15 protein-coding genes are annotated in these 17,900 nt (G+C 73.0%); 9 read left to right on the forward strand and 6 right to left on the reverse strand.

Translation table 11 applies throughout. The features are described from left to right. Positions 1–23 precede the first annotated feature (23 nt). Genes tal through pgl form a run of 5 tightly spaced genes read left to right on the forward strand, consistent with a single transcriptional unit; the run spans position 24 to position 5,951 of the window. Positions 24–1,136: a transaldolase gene (tal, locus tag Q1B24_RS03465; RefSeq protein WP_299923250.1), complete on the forward strand. Its 1,113-nt coding sequence runs from the start codon at positions 24–26 to the stop codon at positions 1,134–1,136. After that, entirely contained in the window at positions 1,136–2,797 is a 1,662-nt protein-coding gene (gene pgi, locus Q1B24_RS03470) for a glucose-6-phosphate isomerase (protein ID WP_299923252.1), read from the forward strand. The genes tal and pgi overlap by 1 nt, the downstream gene beginning before the upstream one ends. Beyond that, positions 2,794–4,317, forward strand: coding sequence for a glucose-6-phosphate dehydrogenase (zwf, locus tag Q1B24_RS03475; RefSeq protein ID WP_299923254.1), 1,524 nt, complete (start codon positions 2,794–2,796; stop codon positions 4,315–4,317). Before pgi ends, zwf begins: the two co-directional genes overlap by 4 nt. After that, on the forward strand, positions 4,318–5,229 hold the full coding sequence (locus Q1B24_RS03480) for a glucose-6-phosphate dehydrogenase assembly protein OpcA (RefSeq protein ID WP_299923256.1): 912 nt from the start codon (positions 4,318–4,320) through the stop codon (positions 5,227–5,229). Beyond that, a complete protein-coding gene (gene pgl, locus Q1B24_RS03485) occupies positions 5,226–5,951 on the forward strand; it encodes a 6-phosphogluconolactonase (protein ID WP_299923258.1) in 726 nt (241 codons plus the stop codon). The genes Q1B24_RS03480 and pgl overlap by 4 nt, the downstream gene beginning before the upstream one ends. An 86-nt stretch (positions 5,952–6,037) precedes the next feature. On the opposite strand, the gene Q1B24_RS03490 is transcribed toward pgl, so the two are convergent. The 6 genes from Q1B24_RS03490 to gap all read right to left on the reverse strand — a co-directional run bounded on the left by Q1B24_RS03490 (position 6,038) and on the right by gap (position 10,854). Next, positions 6,038–7,012, reverse strand: a complete 975-nt coding sequence (locus Q1B24_RS03490) for a hypothetical protein (RefSeq protein ID WP_299923260.1) — start codon at positions 7,010–7,012, stop codon at positions 6,038–6,040. Positions 7,013–7,164: 152 nt separating this feature from the next. Continuing rightward, complete coding sequence (locus Q1B24_RS03495) at positions 7,165–7,524, reverse strand: RNA polymerase-binding protein RbpA (protein WP_254180640.1); 360 nt, start codon at positions 7,522–7,524, stop codon at positions 7,165–7,167. 31 nt (positions 7,525–7,555) lie between these two features. Then, entirely contained in the window at positions 7,556–7,795 is a 240-nt protein-coding gene (gene secG / locus Q1B24_RS03500) for a preprotein translocase subunit SecG (protein ID WP_299923265.1), read from the reverse strand. Positions 7,796–7,838: 43 nt separating this feature from the next. Beyond that, positions 7,839–8,609, reverse strand: a complete 771-nt coding sequence (gene tpiA, locus Q1B24_RS03505; RefSeq protein WP_299925054.1) for a triose-phosphate isomerase — start codon at positions 8,607–8,609, stop codon at positions 7,839–7,841. Positions 8,610–8,638: 29 nt separating this feature from the next. Continuing rightward, positions 8,639–9,853 (reverse strand): phosphoglycerate kinase, encoded by a 1,215-nt coding sequence (locus tag Q1B24_RS03510; RefSeq protein WP_299923267.1) that lies wholly within the window; start codon positions 9,851–9,853, stop codon positions 8,639–8,641. Positions 9,854–9,858: 5 nt separating this feature from the next. Beyond that, positions 9,859–10,854: a type I glyceraldehyde-3-phosphate dehydrogenase gene (gene gap, locus Q1B24_RS03515; protein ID WP_299923269.1), complete on the reverse strand. Its 996-nt coding sequence runs from the start codon at positions 10,852–10,854 to the stop codon at positions 9,859–9,861. 246 nt (positions 10,855–11,100) lie between these two features. Between gap and Q1B24_RS03520 the strand changes: the two genes are divergently transcribed. Genes Q1B24_RS03520 through Q1B24_RS03535 form a run of 4 tightly spaced genes read left to right on the forward strand, consistent with a single transcriptional unit; the run spans position 11,101 to position 17,898 of the window. After that, positions 11,101–11,973, forward strand: a complete 873-nt coding sequence (locus Q1B24_RS03520) for an ATP-binding cassette domain-containing protein (protein ID WP_299923271.1) — start codon at positions 11,101–11,103, stop codon at positions 11,971–11,973. Continuing rightward, a complete protein-coding gene (locus tag Q1B24_RS03525) occupies positions 11,970–12,626 on the forward strand; it encodes an ATP-binding cassette domain-containing protein (RefSeq protein ID WP_299923273.1) in 657 nt (218 codons plus the stop codon). The genes Q1B24_RS03520 and Q1B24_RS03525 overlap by 4 nt, the downstream gene beginning before the upstream one ends. Continuing rightward, positions 12,623–14,848 carry a hypothetical protein gene (locus Q1B24_RS03530; RefSeq protein WP_299923275.1) on the forward strand — a complete coding sequence of 742 codons (2,226 nt, stop codon included), beginning with the start codon at positions 12,623–12,625 and terminating at the stop codon, positions 14,846–14,848. The genes Q1B24_RS03525 and Q1B24_RS03530 overlap by 4 nt, the downstream gene beginning before the upstream one ends. Further along, complete coding sequence (locus tag Q1B24_RS03535) at positions 14,845–17,898, forward strand: FtsX-like permease family protein (protein WP_299923277.1); 3,054 nt, start codon at positions 14,845–14,847, stop codon at positions 17,896–17,898. The genes Q1B24_RS03530 and Q1B24_RS03535 overlap by 4 nt, the downstream gene beginning before the upstream one ends. The last annotated feature ends 2 nt before the right edge of the window (positions 17,899–17,900 follow it).

Here is a 17,900-nt window from a genome sequence, read left to right on the forward strand (position 1 = left end):
CGTCCCCCCAACAGGAGGCACCAATGAACGATCGTCTGAAGGCCCTGGCCGACGCCGGGGTGTCCATCTGGCTCGACGACCTCTCCCGCGAGCGGCTGGAGACCGGCAACCTGGCCGACCTGGTGAAGAACAGCCACGTCGTCGGCGTCACGTCCAACCCGGCCATCTTCCAGACCGCGCTCGCCGACGGTGAGCGCTACGACCCCCAGGTGCGTGAGCTCGCCGCCGCGGGTGCCGACGTCGACAAGGCCACGCAGGTGATCACCACCGACGACGTGCGCGACGCCTGTACGGTCATGCGACCGACCTTCGACGCCACCGACGGTGTCGACGGCCGCGTGTCGATCGAGGTGTCCCCCGGCTTCGCCCACGACACCGAGGAGACCGTCAAGGAGGCCGCCGAGCTCTGGCGGATCGTCGACCAGCCCAACCTGCTCATCAAGATCCCCGGCACGAAGGAGGGGTGGCCGGCGATCACCGAGACCATCGCTGCCGGCATCTCGGTCAACGTGACGCTGATCTTCGGCCTCGAGCAGTACCGCAACGTCATGGAGGCCTACGTCTCCGGGCTGGAGAAGGCGGCCGACAACGGCCACGAGCTCGCCGACATCCACTCCGTCGCGTCCTTCTTCGTCTCGCGCGTCGACTCCGAGATCGACAAGCGGCTCGAGGCGATGACCGAGGGGCCGGGCACCGACCCCGACCTGCGCGGCAAGGCCGGCGTGGCCAACGCGCGGCTCGCCTTCCAGATGTACGAGGACTTCTTCAGCGGTGAGCGCTGGGAGGCGCTCGAGGCCAAGGGCGCGCGCAAGCAGCGCCCCCTGTGGGCCTCGACCGGCGTGAAGAACCCGGACTACGACGACACGATGTACGTCGTCGACCTGGTCGTCGAGGACACCGTCAACACGATGCCCGAGAAGACCCTCGAGGCCGTGGCCGACCACGGTGAGGTCCGCGGCGACCGCATCCGGCCGTTCTACGACGACGCCGCCGCCCACATGAAGGCCCTCGCCGCCGCGGGCATCGACTACGACGACGTCATCGAGGTGCTCATCAAGGAGGGCGTCGACAAGTTCGTCGTCGCCTGGGACGAGCTGCAGACGACCCTCGCGAAGTCGCTCGAGGCCGCTCGCTGATGGGCTCGCCGGTCGACCCCATGACGACCGAGGCGTGGGCGCGGCTCGCCGGGCTCGCGGCGTCGTACGAGCCCGACCTGCGCGCCACGCTGACGCCGGAGTGGGTCGACCGGCAGACGCTCGTCGCCGCCGACCTCCACGTCGACCTGTCGAAGAACCTCCACGACGGTGACGTGGAGGCGGCGCTGCTCGCGCTCGCCGACCAGGTCGACGTGACGGGGCGTCGCGACGCCATGCTGGCGGGCGAGCACATCAACGTCACGGAGGACCGCGCGGTGCTCCACACCGCGCTGCGGCTCCCTGCCGACGCGTCGCTCGTCGTCGACGGGCAGGACGTCGTGGCCGACGTCCACGAGGTGCTGGAGCGGGTGTACGCCTTCGCCGAGCGCGTCCGGTCGGGCGAGTGGACCGGCGTGACGGGCCGACGGATCGAGACCGTCGTCAACATCGGCATCGGGGGCTCCGACCTCGGGCCGGTGATGGCCTACGAGGCGCTCGAGCCCTACCGCCAGGACGGGCTGTCGTGCCGCTTCATCAGCAACATCGACCCGACCGACGCCGGGCAGACGCTGGCCGGTCTCGACCCGGAGACCACCCTCTTCATCGTCTCCAGCAAGACCTTCGGCACCCTCGAGACGCTCACCAACGCCCGGCTCTGCCGGGCCTGGCTGCTCGAGAACCTGCCGTCGGGCACCGACGCCACGGACGCGGTCGCCCAGCACTTCGTCGCCGTGTCCACGGCGCTCGACAAGGTCGCCGACTTCGGCATCGACCCCGACAACGCCTTCGGCTTCTGGGACTGGGTCGGCGGCCGCTACTCGATGGACTCCGCGATCGGGCTCTCGCTGGTCGTGGCCGTCGGTCCCGAGCGCTTCGCCGAGATGCTCGCCGGGTTCCACGCGATGGACGAGCACTTCCGCACCGCGCCGCCGGAGTCCAACGTCCCGCTCCGGATGGGGCTGCTCAACGTCTGGTACACCAGCTTCCTCGGCGCCCACACGCACGCGGTGCTGCCCTACGCACAGCTGCTGCACCGCTTCCCGGCCTACCTGCAGCAGCTGACGATGGAGTCCAACGGCAAGGGCGTGCGGTGGGACGGCACGACGGTCGACTACGACACGGGCGAGGTCTTCTGGGGCGAGCCCGGCACCAACGGCCAGCACGCCTTCTACCAGCTCATCCACCAGGGCACCCGCCTCGTGCCGGCCGACTTCATCGCCTTCGCGCGACCGGCGTACGACCTCACCGACCGCACCGACGACGGCGAGACCGACGTCCACGAGCTGCTGCTGGCCAACTTCCTCGCCCAGACCAAGGCGCTCGCCCTCGGCCGGACGGCCGACGAGGTGCGCGCCGAGGGCGTGGCCGAGGAGCTGGTCTCGGCGCGGACGTTCCCGGGCAACCGACCGACCACCTCGATCATGGCTCCGGCGCTCACGCCGTCGGTGCTCGGCCAGCTGATCGCCCTCTACGAGCACATCACGTTCGTGCAGGGCGCGGTGTGGGGCATCGACAGCTTCGACCAGTGGGGCGTCGAGCTCGGCAAGCAGCTGGCCCAGGAGCTGCGGCCGGCGATCTCCGGCGACGCGTCGGTGGCCGCCGAGCAGGATCCCTCGACGCAGTCGCTGATCCGCTACTACCAGGAGAACCGAGGCCGATGAGCCACCCCAACCCACTGCGCGACCCGCAGGACCGCCGGCTCCCGCGGATCGCCGGCCCGTGCGGCATGGTCCTCTTCGGCGTGACCGGTGACCTGTCGCGCAAGAAGGTCATGCCCGCCATCTACGACCTGGCCAACCGCGGCCTGCTGCCGCCCGGCTTCAGCCTGGTGGGCTTCGCGCGGCGCGACTGGGCCGACCAGGACTTCGCGCAGATCGTCCACGACGCGGTCAAGGAGAACGCGCGTACGCCGTTCCGCGAGGAGGTCTGGAACCAGCTCTCCGAGGGCTTCCGCTTCGTCTCGGGCGACTTCGACGACGACGCCGCCTTCGAGCAGCTGCGCCGCACCGTCGAGGAGCTCGACCAGCTGCGTGGCACCGGCGGCAACATGGCCTTCTACCTCGCGATCCCGCCGGCCTTCTTCGGCACCGTCGTGGGCCAGCTCAAGGAGCACGGTCTCGCCGATCCCGGGCCCGACCAGTGGCGCCGTGTGGTCGTCGAGAAGCCGTTCGGCCACGACCTCGAGTCGGCGCGCGAGCTCAACCACATCCTCGACGGCGTCTTCCCGTCGGGCTCGGTCTTCCGGATCGACCACTACCTCGGCAAGGAGACGGTCCAGAACATCCTGGCGATGCGGTTCGCGAACAACATGTTCGAGCCGATCTGGAACGCCAACTACGTCGACCACGTGCAGATCACCATGGCCGAGGACATCGGCATCGGCGGTCGCGCCGGCTACTACGACGGCATCGGCGCCGCGCGCGACGTCATCCAGAACCACCTCCTGCAGCTGATGGCGCTGGTCGCGATGGAGGAGCCGATCGCGTTCGACGCGAGGAGCCTGCGCATCGAGAAGCAGAAGGTGCTGAAGTCGGCCACGTTGCCGCCGCGCCTCGACCTCACCACCGCCCGCGGGCAGTACACCGCCGGGTGGGCCGGCGGCGAGAAGGTCCAGGGCTTCCTCGACGAGGAGGGCATCAAGAAGACCTCCACCACCGAGACCTACGCGGCGATCACCGTCAACGTGGAGACGCGCCGCTGGGCCGGAGTGCCGTTCTACCTCCGCGCCGGCAAGCGGCTCGGGAGGCGCGTCACCGAGGTCGCCATCGTCTTCAAGCGTGCGCCGCACCTGCCGTTCGCGCAGACCGCCACCGAGGACCTGTCGCAGAACGCGCTCGTCATCCGCGTGCAGCCCGACGAGGGCATGACGATGCGCTTCGGGTCGAAGGTGCCGGGAACGGCGATGGAGATCCGCGACGTCAACATGGACTTCGCCTACGGCGGCTCCTTCACCGAGGCCAGCGCCGAGGCGTACGAACGCCTCATCCTCGACGTCCTTCTCGGCGACCCGCCGCTGTTCCCGCGGCACGAGGAGGTCGAGCTCTCGTGGAAGATCCTGGACCCGGTCATCGAGCACTGGGCGCGCAAGGGCAAGCCCGAGCCGTACGACTCCGGCACCTGGGGTCCCGAGTCCGCCGACAAGATGCTCGCGCGCGACGGTCGCACGTGGAGGAGGCCCTAAATGATCGAGCTCACCGACACCAGCTCGTCCAAGATCGCCGCTGAGTTCGTCCGGGCACGCACCCGGGCCGGCAGCCCCGCGATGGGCATGGTGATGACCCTGGTCATCGTCGCCCCGGAGGAGGACGCCGCGGAGGCGATGGCCGCTGCCAAGCGGGCCTCGCGCGAGCACCCCTCCCGGGTGCTCGGCGTGATCCTCGGCGACGCCCGCGGAGCCGGCCAGGTCAACGCGCAGGTCGGCAGCGGCGACGGGTGGGGTGGCGAGACCGCCCTGATCCGGCTCAAGGGCGAGGTGGTCAAGCACGCCGAGTCCGTCGTGCTGCCCCTGCTCCTGCCGGACTCCCCCGTCGCGATCTGGTGGCCGACGTCCGCGCCGGCCGACACCGCCGCCGACCCGCTGGGTGCCCTGGCGCAGCGCCGCATCACCGACTCGGCCGCGGTCCCGCGTGGCAAGTCCACCGCGATGCTCACCCAGTGCCGCACCTACGCGCCCGGCAACACCGACCTCAGCTGGACGCGCCTGACGCCGTGGCGGGCGCTGCTCGCCGCCGCCCTGGACCAGCACCCACTCAAGGTCACCCGGGCCACCGTCACCGCCGAGCGGATCAGCCCGAGCGCCGACCTGCTGGTGGCGTGGCTCAGCGACCGCCTCAAGGTCGAGGTCTCGCGTCGCAACTCCGACGGCCCGGGCATCACCGAGGTCAGCATGGAGACCAGGGAGGGCCCGATCCGCATCTCGCGCGCCGACGGCCGCCTGGCGACGTTCTCCTCGCCCAACCGGCCCGACCGGCCGGTCGCGCTCAAGCGCCGCGAGGTGCCGGCGCTGCTGGCCGAGGAGCTGCGCCGCCTCGACGAGGACGACGTCTACGCCGAGGTCGCCACCCACCTGGTCAAGCTGAGGAGCAAGAAGTGAACGACGTCCACGTCCGCCGCCACGACGACGCCGACGTCCTCGTCGGCGACGTCGCCTCCGCCCTCCTCGACCGGCTCGAGGCCGCTCAGGGGCGGGGCGAGGTCCCCCAGGTCGGGCTGACCGGCGGCAGCATCGCCGAGGAGCTGCACCGCGAGCTCGCCCGCCGGGCCACGGACTCCGCGGTCGACTGGTCCCGGGTGGTCTTCTGGTGGGGTGACGAGCGCTTCGTCCCCGCCGACTCCCCCGACCGCAACGCCCGCCAGGCGCGCGAGTCGCTCCTCGACCACGTCCCGGTCGACCCGGCCAACGTGCACGAGGTGCCGGCCAGCGACGAGGTGGCGACCGCCGAGGACGCGGCTGCGGCGTACAGCGAGTCGATGCGTGAGCACGGCGCGGGCTTCTTCGAGGTGCTGATGCTCGGGATCGGGCCCGACGGGCACTGCGCGTCGCTGTTCCCCGGCCACCCGGCGCTCGAGGCCCGCGACGCGATCGCCGTCGCCGTCCACGACTCCCCCAAGCCGCCGCCCGACCGGGTCAGCCTCACCTTCGAGGCGATGGAGCGGTGCCGCGCCGTCTGGTTCATCGCCAGCGGCGAGGGCAAGGCCGAGGCCGTCGCGCGCGCCCTGGCCGACGACGGGTCCGTCACCGAGACCCCCGCCCGCGGCGTACGCGGTGACGAGACCGTCTGGTGGCTCGACGAAGCCGCCGCCTCCGCCCTCTGACCGGGCACTTCCTGCCCGTCCTGATCGCCGACCGGGCACTTCCTGCCCGTCCCAACCGCCGACCGGGCACTTCCTGCCCGTCGTGATCAGCGGGAGAGGTCGATGACCACCGGACGGCTGGCGACCGCCGCGAGGTGTCCGCGTCGGAGGCGTCCGCTGGCCTCGAGCTCGCGGCCGTAGACGTCGTCCTTCGTGAAGACGTCCATGTGCCAGTCGCGGCGCTCCTCGAGCCACGTCAGGCGCGCCTCGTCGTCGTCCTGCTTCTCCTCGTCGTGGAACTCCTCGCCGAAGTACTCGGCGCCGTAGCGCGCCGACCGATCGCCGACGTCGATGCGGAACTTCGGCAGCCCGTCGTCGTCATCCACCCAGATCTGCGTCTCCGGCGGCGGCAGGTCGGCGTCGTACCAGTGCAGGCGCAAGGCGCTCTCGGGCGGGGACTCTGCTCCGGGGTCGCCGATCGGCGCCAGCGTGCGGAGCTGTCGTACGCCGCGATGGCCCGCGAACCGGCCCATCTCGCTGAGCAACAGACCGTGGTCGAGCCCGAGCCGCAGGAAGCCGTCGATCGCGCTGAGGGCGTCGAAGCGCCAGAGCAGCCGACCCAGGTCGCAGGCTGTCCGAAGCGGCGTCGTCACCGTCAGCCCGCCCAGGTTCTGCGTGTCATGCATCGTCAGGTCGCGGATGCCGCTCGCGAGACCCGGGCGGCGCATCCTGCTGCCCCGCGTGCTGAAGACGTCCAGGGACGGCATCCGGTGGATGGCGGAGCGAGGGAGGGCGTCGACGCCGTGGAGCCATGCCGCCGTCCGGTCCACGACGACGACATGCTCCGGGACGATGAGCTCCAGCGCTGCCACCCGAAGACGCAGCGAGTCGGGGACGCCGGCGACGACGAACACACCACGGAGCACGGGTCGCAGCAAGCCACGCTCGACCAGTCGACGCCGCAGGCTCTCGTCGACACCGAGACGGGACGCCTCGGCGGCCGAGAACGGACGATCACACGGGATCGGCGCGTCCGAGCCCAGCGCGACGACGTCGCGGCACCACGGCGGCATGACCTGCATGCGACCACCCTGCCCCGGGCCGGCGGGCAACGTCGTACGTCATCCACAGGCGTGACCAGCACGACGGGCAGGAAGTGCCCGGTCAGCGTCCAGGACGGGCAGGAAGTGCCCGGTCAGCGTCCAGGACGGGCAGGAAGCGCCCGGTCAGCGCGTCAGAAGATGATCTCGCCGGCCTTGCGGCGGCTGCGCAGGAGAGCCACGGCCTCGTCGAGGATGTCGGCCGCCTCGGTCTCGCTGCGACGCTCCTTCACGTAGGCGAGGTGCGTCTTGTAGGGCTCGATCTTGGGGGCCGGGGGCGGGTTCTCCGAGTCGAGGCTCGCCGGCAGCCCGCACTTGGGGCAGTCCCACGAGTCGGGCACGGCGGCCTCGATCGCGAAGGTCACCACCGACCGGTGGTCGTGGCTGCAGAAGTAGGTGACCGCCTGCCGGGGCGCGGCCTCGCCGCGCTCGGCCTCGCCCATCGGACCGGCACCGACCCGACTACCGCGGATCGCGTTCCCAGCACCAGCCATGACGACTCCTTCTCAGAAACGCTCGGGGGACTCAGTTGCCCGTGTAGGCCATCAGGAGGCCCAGGGCAACGACACAGGCAAACCAGATGACGCCGACGCCGACCGTGAACCGGTCGAGGTTGCGCTCAGCCACCGACGATCCCCCCAGACTGCTGCTGACGCCGCCGCCGAACATGTCGGACAGGCCGCCGCCGCGTCCCTTGTGGAGCAGCACCAGCAGAATCATGATCGCGCTCGTAATCATGAGCAGGACGGTGAAGGCAGGAATCACGAGCGGAAGCCTACGTCACGATCGTCGTGAACCGGTGAGCGCCTCACAGCACGGGCATGTCGTAGAAACGGCAGATGCCGCCGAACTCGTCGACCTGCAGGCTGGCTCCCCCGACCAGGCACCCGTCGACGTCGGCCTTCTCCATGATCCCGCCGACGTTGGCGGCCTTGACCGACCCGCCGTAGAGCACGCGGACGCCGTCGGCGGCCCCGTCACCGTGCACCTCGCGGATCCGCTCACGGATCGCCGCGCAGACCTCCTGCGCGTCGTCGGGGGTCGCGACCTCGCCCGTCCCGATGGCCCAGACGGGCTCGTAGGCGACGACGAGACCGGCGACCTGCTCGGCGGTGAACCCGTCGAGCGAGCCGTCGAGCTGGGTGAGCGTGAAGGGCACGTGCTCACCGGCCTGGCGTACGTCGAGGCCCTCCCCGACGCACACGATGGGCGTCATGTGGGCGTGCAGCGCCTGGTGGGCCTTGCCGTTGACGAGCTCGTCGGACTCGTTGTGGAGCATCCGGCGCTCGCTGTGGCCGACCACGACGTAGGAGCAGCCCAGCTTGGACAGCATCGACGCCGAGATCTCGCCGGTGTAGGCGCCGCTGTCGTGGACGGAGACGTCCTGTGCGCCGTAGCGGATCGACAGGCGGTCGCCGTCGACCAGCGTCTGCACCGAGCGGAGGTCGGTGAACGGGGGCACGACGACGACCTCGACCTTGCCGAAGTCGTGGCGCTTGTCCGCGAGCGTCCAGGCGAGCTTCTGGACCAGCACCACCGCTTCCTGGTGGTTGAGGTTCATCTTCCAGTTGCCCGCCATCAGCGGGGTGCGGTCGTTCTTGGCCACGGTCAGCCCCTCTCAAGTACGGCGATGCCCGGGAGCTCCTTGCCCTCCAGGAACTCCAGCGACGCGCCACCGCCGGTGGAGATGTGGCCGAAGGCGGCCTCGTCGAAGCCGAGCTGGCGCACGGCAGCGGCGGAGTCGCCACCGCCGACGACCGACAGCCCGTCGACCTTGGTCAGCGCCTCGGCGACCGCGCGGGTGCCGCCGGCGAAGGCGTCGGTCTCGAACACGCCCATCGGGCCGTTCCAGAAGACGGTCCGCGCGTCGGCCAGCGCAGCCGCGAAGGCGGCCGCCGACTCGGGACCGATGTCGAGCCCGAGGGCGTCGGCCGGGATCTCCGAGGCGGGTACGACGGAGGGCTGCGGCTCGCGGTCGCCCGACGGGAACGCCGTGTCCACGACGACGTCGGTCGGCAGCACGATCTCGACGCCGCGGTCCGCGGCCTCGCGGAGGTAGCGGGTGCAGGTGTCGAGCTGGTCGGCCTCGAGCAGGCTCTTGCCGACCTCGTGGCCCTGGGCCTTGAGGAAGGTGAAGACCATGCCGCCGCCGATGAGCAGCTTGTCGGCCTTGTCGATGAGGTTGTCGATCACCCCGAGCTTGTCGGAGACCTTCGACCCGCCCAGCACGACCACGTAGGGCCGCTCGGGCTCCTCGGTGAGCCTGCGCAGCACGTCGACCTCCGCCGCCACCAGCCCGCCCATCGCGGACGGCAGCCGCAGCGCGACGTCGTACACGCTGGCCTGCTTGCGGTGCACGACGCCGAACCCGTCGGAGACGAAGGCGTCGGCCAGCTGGGCGAGCTGGTCGGCGAACGCTCCGCGGACCTCGTCGTCCTTGCTGGTCTCGCCGTCGTTGAAGCGGACGTTCTCCAGGAGGGCGACGTCGCCGTCCTGCAGGCCCGCGACCGTCTCCGACGCGCTCGCCCCGACGGTGTCGGTCGCGAAGGCGACCGGCCGACCGAGCAGCTCGGACAGCCGAGCGGCGACCGGCTCGAGGGAGTACGCCGGGTCGGGCTCGCCCTTCGGCCGCCCGAGGTGGGCGGTGACGACCACGCGGGCACCCGCCTCGGACAGCTGCCTGATGGTCGGCACGCTCGCGCGGATCCGGCCGTCGTCGGCGATGGTGGTGCCGTCGAGGGGCACGTTGAGGTCCGAGCGGACCAGGACGCGCTTGCCCGTCAGGTCACCGAGGGACTCGATGCCAGCGGTGGGGTCGGCCATCGGGGTCAGAGCGAGGTGCCGACGTGGGTGATCAGGTCGGCGAGGCGGTTGGAGTAGCCCCACTCGTTGTCGTACCAGCCGAGCACCTTGACCTGGTTGCCGAGGACCTTGGTGAGCGGCGCGTCGAAGATGCACGACGCCGGGTCGGTGACGATGTCGGTGGAGACCAGCGGGTCGGTGGAGTAGCGCAGGTAGCGCCCGTCCGCGGCGGCCTTGACGATCTCGTTGACCTCGTCGACGGACGTCTCGCGGCTGGCCTCGAAGGTGAGGTCGGTGGCGGAGCCCGTCGGCACCGGGACGCGCATGGCGTAGCCGTCGAGCTTGCCCTTGAGCTCGGGCAGGACCAGGCCGATCGCCTTCGCGGCACCGGTCGAGGTGGGCACCATGTTGAGGGCGGCGGCGCGGGCGCGACGCGGGTCCTTGTGGATGTTGTCCTGGAGGTTCTGGTCGGCGGTGTAGGCGTGGATGGTCGTCATCAGGCCCTTGTTGATGCCGAGGCCGTCGTGGAGCGCCTTCGCCATCGGCGCGAGGCAGTTGGTCGTGCACGACGCGTTGGAGATCACGGTGTGGGCGCTCGGGTCGTAGAGCTCGTGGTTGACGCCCATCACGATGGTGATGTCCTCGTTGGACGCGGGCGCGGAGATGATGACCTTCTTGGCCCCGGCGTCGACGTGGGCCTTGGCCTTGGTCGCGTCGGTGAAGAAGCCGGTCGACTCGACGACCACGTCGACGCCCAGCTCGCCCCACTTGAGGGCGGCCGGGTCGCGCTCGGCGAACGCCGCGATGGTCTGGTCGCCCACCTTGATCGACGTGTCGTCGCTTGACACGTCGGCGTCGAGCCGGCCCAGGATCGAGTCGAACTTGAGCAGGTTCGCCAGCGAGGCGTTGTCGGTCAGGTCGTTGACGCCGACGATCTCGATGTCGGCGCCCGAGGCGCGCACAGCGCGGAAGAAGTTGCGGCCGATGCGGCCGAAGCCGTTGATACCTACGCGGACAGTCATGATCCATTGCCTCCTTGGTGGGGGCCTTCGGTGACCCCGTCGACAGCTGCGGCCTTTGGTGACCGTCTCCGACCCTATCGGGTGCCGGACACGGTGCGAACCGAGGTCGCCCGCGGTACGGACCAGTAACTTTGGATCGATCAAAGAGCGTCACCCCGTCGGGACCGACACGGCATGTGCATGATGTCCCCGCACTCCGGGTCGACCGGGTGACGATCGGACGACACGGCTCCAGGAGGACTTCAGGTGCAGGACGGGGGCGGCATCGGCGTCCGGTGCTCGGGCGTGGTGCACCTCTACCGCACCTTCGAGGGCCACGACGTCGTCGCGTTGCAGGGCGTCGACCTCGAGATCGCCCCGGGCGAGCGCGTCGCGTTCCTGGGCCCGAGCGGGTCGGGCAAGTCCACCCTCCTCGCGCTCCTGGGGGGCATCCAGCGGCCGAGCGCCGGGCGGATCCTCCTCGGCGACGACGACATCTCCCGCATGGGCGAGCGACACCTCGCCCGGCTGCGGGCACGCCGGGTGGCGACGATGCTGCAGGGAGCCACCCGCAACCTCCTCCCCTACACGACGGCGCGGCGCAACATCGAGTTCGCCCGCGTCGGCATGACCGCCGAGGAGGCCGACCGGGCACCGGGCGTGGCCGACCTGCTCGACCGGATGGGGCTGACCGACCAGGCCGACCAGGTGGTGAGCACGATGTCGGGCGGCCAGCGCCAGCGCCTCGCCCTCGCGTGCGCGGTCGCGACCACGCCGGGCCTGCTGCTCGCCGACGAGCCCACCAGCCAGCTCTCCCACGCCGACCGTGACGCCGTCGTCGGGCTGCTCCACGACCTCAACCGCGACTTCGGCACCACCGTCGTGGTCGTCACCCACCAGCCCGAGGTCGCGGCGACGTTCCCCCGCACCGTGACGATGAAGGGCGGCCGGGTCGGGTCCGAGGGCCACCACGGCGCCGAGTACGCCGTCATCGGCAATGAGGGCGTCCTCCACCTGCCCTCCCACGTCACCACGCAGTGGCCGGCCGGGACGCTCGTGCGGGTCGAGGCGGAGCCGCGCCGGATCGTCATCACGCACCCGGCCGACGAGACCGGCATCCCGCGGGACGGTCTGCGATGAGGACCGAGACGTACGGGACCGGTGACCTGGTCCTCGACCACGTCGGCTACCAGCCCGGACCCCTGCTGCTCGACGACGTCTCGGTGACGTTCGCCGCCGGGCGCGTCACGGCCCTGTCCGGGCCGAGCGGGTCGGGCAAGACGACGCTCCTCTCGATCGCCGGCGGGCTCGTCGCCCCGAGCACCGGCTCGGCGACGTACGACGGCCGGCCGACGTGGCAGGGAGACGGCGACCCGCCGCCCGAGATCGCCTTCGTGCTCCAGGTCTACGGCCTCGTCCCCATCCTGTCCGCACGCGAGAACGTCGCCATCGCGCTCCGCGCCCGCGGGACGTCGTGGAGCGACGCGTCCGACCGCGCCGAGGCGGCGCTGGCCCGCTTCGACATCGCCGACCTCGGCGATCGCCAGGTGGAGGAGCTGTCCGGCGGACAGCTGCAGCGCGTGGCCTGCGCCCGCGGCCTGGTCGTGGGCGCGCCGGTGCTGCTCGCCGACGAGCCGACCAGCGAGCTCGACCAGGGCAACGTCTCGGTCGTCCTCGACGCGCTGCGCGCCGAGGCCGAGCGCGGGTGCGTGGTCGTCATCGCCACCCACGACCCGGCCATCGTGGACCTGGCCGACCACCACGTGGCGATCGACGAGGGCCGACTCGTATGACCCTGCGGCTCATGGCCGGGTGGTGGGCCCGGCGGGGCACGCACCTGCCCATCGCTGCTGCGATCGCCCTGGTCACCGCCGCGACCGTGCTGGCCGACGGCAGCGGCAGGCCCGCCCTCCTCGCCCCGCTGGTCCTGCTGGCAGCCGGGGTCCTCCCGGGCGCGGGCCTGGCCCTCGGCGACGCCCGGCGCCAGGAGGCGGCCCTGCTGCGGCTGCACGGCCGCCGAGGCGTCGGGTGGGTGTCGTCGCTCGTCGCCGAGCCGCTGCTGACCGCGGTCCTCGGCGGCCTGGTGGGAGTCGCGGTGCCGCTGGCCCTCGGCGCCGGGACCGCGTCCGCAGGCCTGACGGCCGTGGTGTGGCTCGTCGCCACCGCCACGATGGTCACGGCGATGGTCGTCGCCGTGCGCGGACCGCTCACCGACCTGCTCCGCCCGGCCGCCGGGGACCGGGCGCGCAGCGCCGGCACCGCGGCGGCCCTGGTTCCCGTGGTCGTCGGGGTCGCGGCCGTCGTCGCCCTCCTGCGCCGCTCCTCGTCCGCGCCCGACGTGTGGGCCTTCACCGCCCCCGCGGTCGTCGGGCTCGCCGCGGGTCTGCTGGCGACCGCGGCGGTGCGGCTCCTCGCGCGCCGGCTCGCTCGGCGTCCCGGGATCGGACCCTCGCTCGCCGGCCACCGCCTCGCGCTGCCGCGAGCCTCGGCCGGCCTGCCGGTCCTGGTCGGCTCGGCGGTGCTGCTCGGCTGCGCTGCCAACATCGCGCTGGCGGTCGCCGAGTGGTCGGACGACACCGCCGTCGTCACGGCCCCGACGCCGCTCGTGGTGCCGTACGACGGGTCAGCGGAGGCGCTCGTCGAGGCGACCCGCGAGGCCGATCCGGACGGCCAGTGGCTGATGGCGGCGATCCGGGTCTTCGAGGACGAGCGCCCGGTCTCGCGTCGCGTCTACCTCGACACGACGCGCTACGAGCGCGTGGTCGGCGACAGCCTCGACGGGACCGTCGCAGCTGGCGGCTCGGCCCTGGTGACCGACCTCGGCGCCGCGGCCGCGGCGACCGAGGCCGAGCCCACCACCACCGGTGGCCGCCTGACCGTCCGCCTCGCGCTGGACGGCCCCCGCGCCCGGCCCCTGCGCCTCGACCTCCTGACGGTGAGCCCGACCGGGGTGGGCCGCCAGACCGTCTTCGCCCGTCCGGAGCCGGGCGAGCCGACGACGGTGTCGGCCGACCTGGTCCGCTGCGAGACCGGCTGCCGGGTGACCGGCCTCGAGGTCGCCGTCGGCGTCCCGTGCAACGACGACACCTGGGCCCAGCCCCGGTGCCAGCGGCCCTTCCTCGACCTCACCACCCTCGACCTCGGCGGGCTCGACCTGCTCGCCCGACCGTGGACGCTGGCCGAGCCCGACGACCGACCTCCCGGGGAGGTCGTCGCCACTCCGGACCGCCTCCGCGTCCGCCCGAGCAGCGCCGGCACCAGCTACCTCGCCACCGACCGGTCCCCCTGGGCGGCACCGGTCCTCGCCACCGACACGGTCGCCTGGAGCGACGGGCCGGAGGCGCCCACCACCGGCGGCATGGCCCGCCCCGCCCGGGTCCTCGGGACCGCGGACGCGCTGCCCCTGGTGGGCGCCGCCGGCACCGTCCTCGACCTGACCAGCTCCACGGTGCCCGGCACGGGCGCCGTCGCCCGGGCCGAGCCCCTGGTCCTGGCTCGCGGCGACACCCCGACGGACGTGCTGGCCCGGGTCGGCACCGCCCGCGCGGGGACCGAGCTCTCGGACGACCTCGTCGAGGCCGCCGACGACGGCGTGGCCACCCGGTACGCCCTGCTGGCGGCAGGGGGCGCACTGCTCGGCCTCCTCGCCCTCGCCCTGCCGGCCGCGCGGCTGCGCCGCGAGCGCACCCACGAGCGCGCGGTCCTCCGCCTCGTCGGCGTACGACGGTCCGACCAGCGCGCCGCGGGCCGCCTGGGGATCGTCGTGGTGGCCCTCGCGGCAGGACTGGCGACCGTCGTCGCGACGTTGCTGGTCGTCACGGCCCTCTCCGACGCGCTGCCCGTGCTGGCAGCCGGTCCCGGGCAGCTCCCCCTCGACACCGGCGCCCGTGTGCCGGCGATCATCCTTGCGGGCGCCGTCGCGACGGTCCTGGCCGCTGCCACCACGTGGTGGACCGACCGCGTCACCGACCGGGCCAGCCTCCCGGCCCGGCTGCGCGAGGAGGTCACGCCGTGATCCGCGTCGCGCTCGACGGTCTGAGGTCACGCACCCTGCTCTCGGTCGGCACGCTGCTCCTGCTGGTCGTGGCGCTGGGCTCCGCCGTCCTGGGCCCGGCCTTCGCCGCGGCCGTGGGCAACGCGTACGCCGTCACCCGCCTCTCCGAGGAGCGCAACGTGCTGACGGGGCGCACGTGGGAGGTCCGGCCCAGCACCACCACCGAGGACCCCGGTGCCCTGCTCGACGACACCCTCGCGCAGCTCGTCCTGCCCGAGGACCAGCACGCCCCGTCGGCACAGCTCGAGACCGCTCGGGTGCTCGCCCCGGGCGCGCTGGGCGAGGTGATGCTGATGGCGAAGCCGGACGCGTGCACCCATCTCGACCTCGAGGGCCGCTGCCCGACCGCGCCGGGCGAGGTGGCGGTGCTCGCCGGTGACGCCGAGGAGGACGGCCACGAGCTCGGCGACCGCATCGACCTGGGTAGGCCGTTCGGCACGCTCACCCTCGTCGGCACCTATGCCTACCCGTCCGGCCCCACGGTCCCGGCCGAGCGGCGCGAGGCGCTCGAGGACTTCTGGTTCGAGCCCGGCCGGCTGGCGTCGGTGCCCGCCACCGTGCGTCCCGATGGACAGCAGGGCACCGAGATCCCCCGGCAGCCGGCCCCCTACCTCGTCGCGCCGGACCAGCTGGCCGGGCTGCCCCCGCAGCTGATCCTCGTCCGGGTCGACAGCCGCATCGAGGTGCCGGCCGACCTCGACGCCGCCGACCTGCCGGCACTGGCCGAGCGCGCCGCCGCGGACCCGGCCCCGCAGCAGCTCGAGGTCGGCACCGCCGCCGAGATCTCCAACAACGACCTCGACGGCATCGTCGCCGACGTCGACCGCGAGCGTCGCGCCGCACTGCTCGCCGTGGCCCCGGCCGTGGTGTCGCTCGTGCTGGTCGCCCTCGCCCTGCTCAGCCGCCTCACCTCGGCAGCCGGGGAGCTGCGAGTCCCCGACCTCGCCCTGGCGTCGCTGCGTGGCGCCGACCGACGCCGGACGTGGCTGCTCGCGCTGAGCGAGCCGCTGCTCCTCGTCGCCGTGGCCGTGCCCTTCGGCGTGGCGGGCGGCGCCGCGCTCACCTGGGCGCTCGTGCGCGCCTGGCTGCCGGCGGGCGTGCCGGTCCCGCTGCCGTCGTACGTCGTGCTGGCGTGCGTCGCGGTCGTCGCCTGTGCCGTCGCGGTGTGCGTCGTCTCGACGCGCGCCGTCCTGGCCCGCAGCCTCGCCGACCAGCTGAGCGGGCAGTCGCGACCCCGGCCGGCGGGGCGTCTCGCCGTGCTCGGTGCCCTGGCGCTCGTGGCGCTGACCGCGGTCCTCGTCGGCGCCGCCCTCACCCGTCCCGCCGGCGGTGCCACCGACGCGGCCGACCTCGCGCTGCCGCTGCTGATCGCCGCCGTGCTGGGCCTCGGCGCGGCCGGTGGCGCCCGAGCCGCGGCACGGGCGCTCGCCCGTCGGCCTGCGCGCGGGGTCGCCGGCTTCCTGGCGGTCCGGGCCGTCGCGCGGCGGTCCGTCGGCACCCTCGTCGTGCTCCCGCTGACCATCGCCATCGCCGTCGTCACCTTCGGTGCCGGCACCTTCGACGCGGCCGGGGCATGGCGGGCCAGCGTGGCCGCGACCCAGGCGCCCGCCAGCACGGTCTGGTCGAGCGAGCTGCCGATGCGCGAGGCCGTGGCGCTCACCCACCGCCTCGACCCCGACGGTCGGTGGCTGATGGCCACCGGCACGTGGAACGCCCAGGACGGCGTCTACGTCGTCGCCGACGCGCCCCGGCTGTCCGCTGCCTCGGTCTGGGACCCGTCCTGGACGCCCGGCCACGGCGTCGACGACGTCGTCGGCCTCATCACCCGCCCGTCCCCGCCCGCGCTGACGGGCACCCGCCTCCGGCTGGGACTCACCGTGCCGCGGGCCGCGGAGGAGGTCACCGTCGAGATGCGGATGCGCACCGCCGGCGGGGACACCTTCAACGCCTACGTCGGCCCCTTCCCGCCCGGCGAGACCACCTCGACCGAGCGCGTCCCGTGCGAGGACGGCTGCACGATCGAGGGCCTGGCCCTCGCCGGGCCGGCCGGCCTGCCGACCGCGCTCACCGGGGACTACGTCGTCGGCCCCCTCGAGGTCGACGGCCGGGACGCCTCCGAGGTGCTCACCGGAGGCGACTGGCACCTCGTCGGCGAGGGCATCACCCAGGCTGCGCAGGACGTCCGGGTCGAGGGGCCGGGACTCGTCGTCACCGCAGCGGGGACCGGCAAGGCCGGCCTCACGTCCGGCGCCGGAGGGCTGCGTCCCGTGGTGGCCGGGCGCGAGGCCGTCGACCGGCTCGGTCGGGTCGCCGCCGGTGCCGCGACCTCGACGGTCGGCGGTCCGCCGCCGTCCGAGGCGGCGCTGGTCGCCGAGAGCGTCCCCTTCCTCGGTCCCGAGGGGGTGCTGATCGACTACGCCGTCCTGACGACCAACCGCACGGTCTACGAGGAGGAGTTCGAGGTCCGGGTGCTGGCCGCCGCGGACACCCCCGAGCGGGTCTCGACGGAGCTCGCGCGCCAGGGGCTGACGGTCGAGCGACTCTTCGCCCAGGAGCGCGAGCGCCTCGACTCGACGGCGTACGCCCTCGCCCTGCGCCTCTACCTCGTCGCCGCGGTCCTCGTGCTGCTGATGGCGGTGGCCGGGCTCGTGGTCACCACGGCGATCCAGCTGCCGGGGCGCCGGATGGACGCCGCGGCGCTGAGCGTCGTCGGCGTACGACGTCGCTCGGTGCTGCTGGCGGTGGGCGTGGAGCAGGTCGTGGTGCTCGGCGCCGCCGCCGTCGCGGGCCTGCTCGCCGGTGCGGCCGCCCAGCTGATCGTGCTGGGTCGGATCACCCTGGGCCAGGTCGAGGAGGCCTCGTGGCCACGGGTCGTGGCCCGGGTCGATCCCGCACTGCTGAGCGTGACCGCGCTCGTCGTGGCCGTCCTGCTCGGCACGGTGGCGCTGCTCAGCGCCTGGGTGACCGTACGACGTGCCCGCGGCGCGTCGCTGCGGGAGAAGGCCCGCTAGGA

Source organism: uncultured Nocardioides sp. (assembly GCF_947488025.1).
Classification (GTDB): Bacteria; Actinomycetota; Actinomycetes; order Propionibacteriales; family Nocardioidaceae; genus Nocardioides.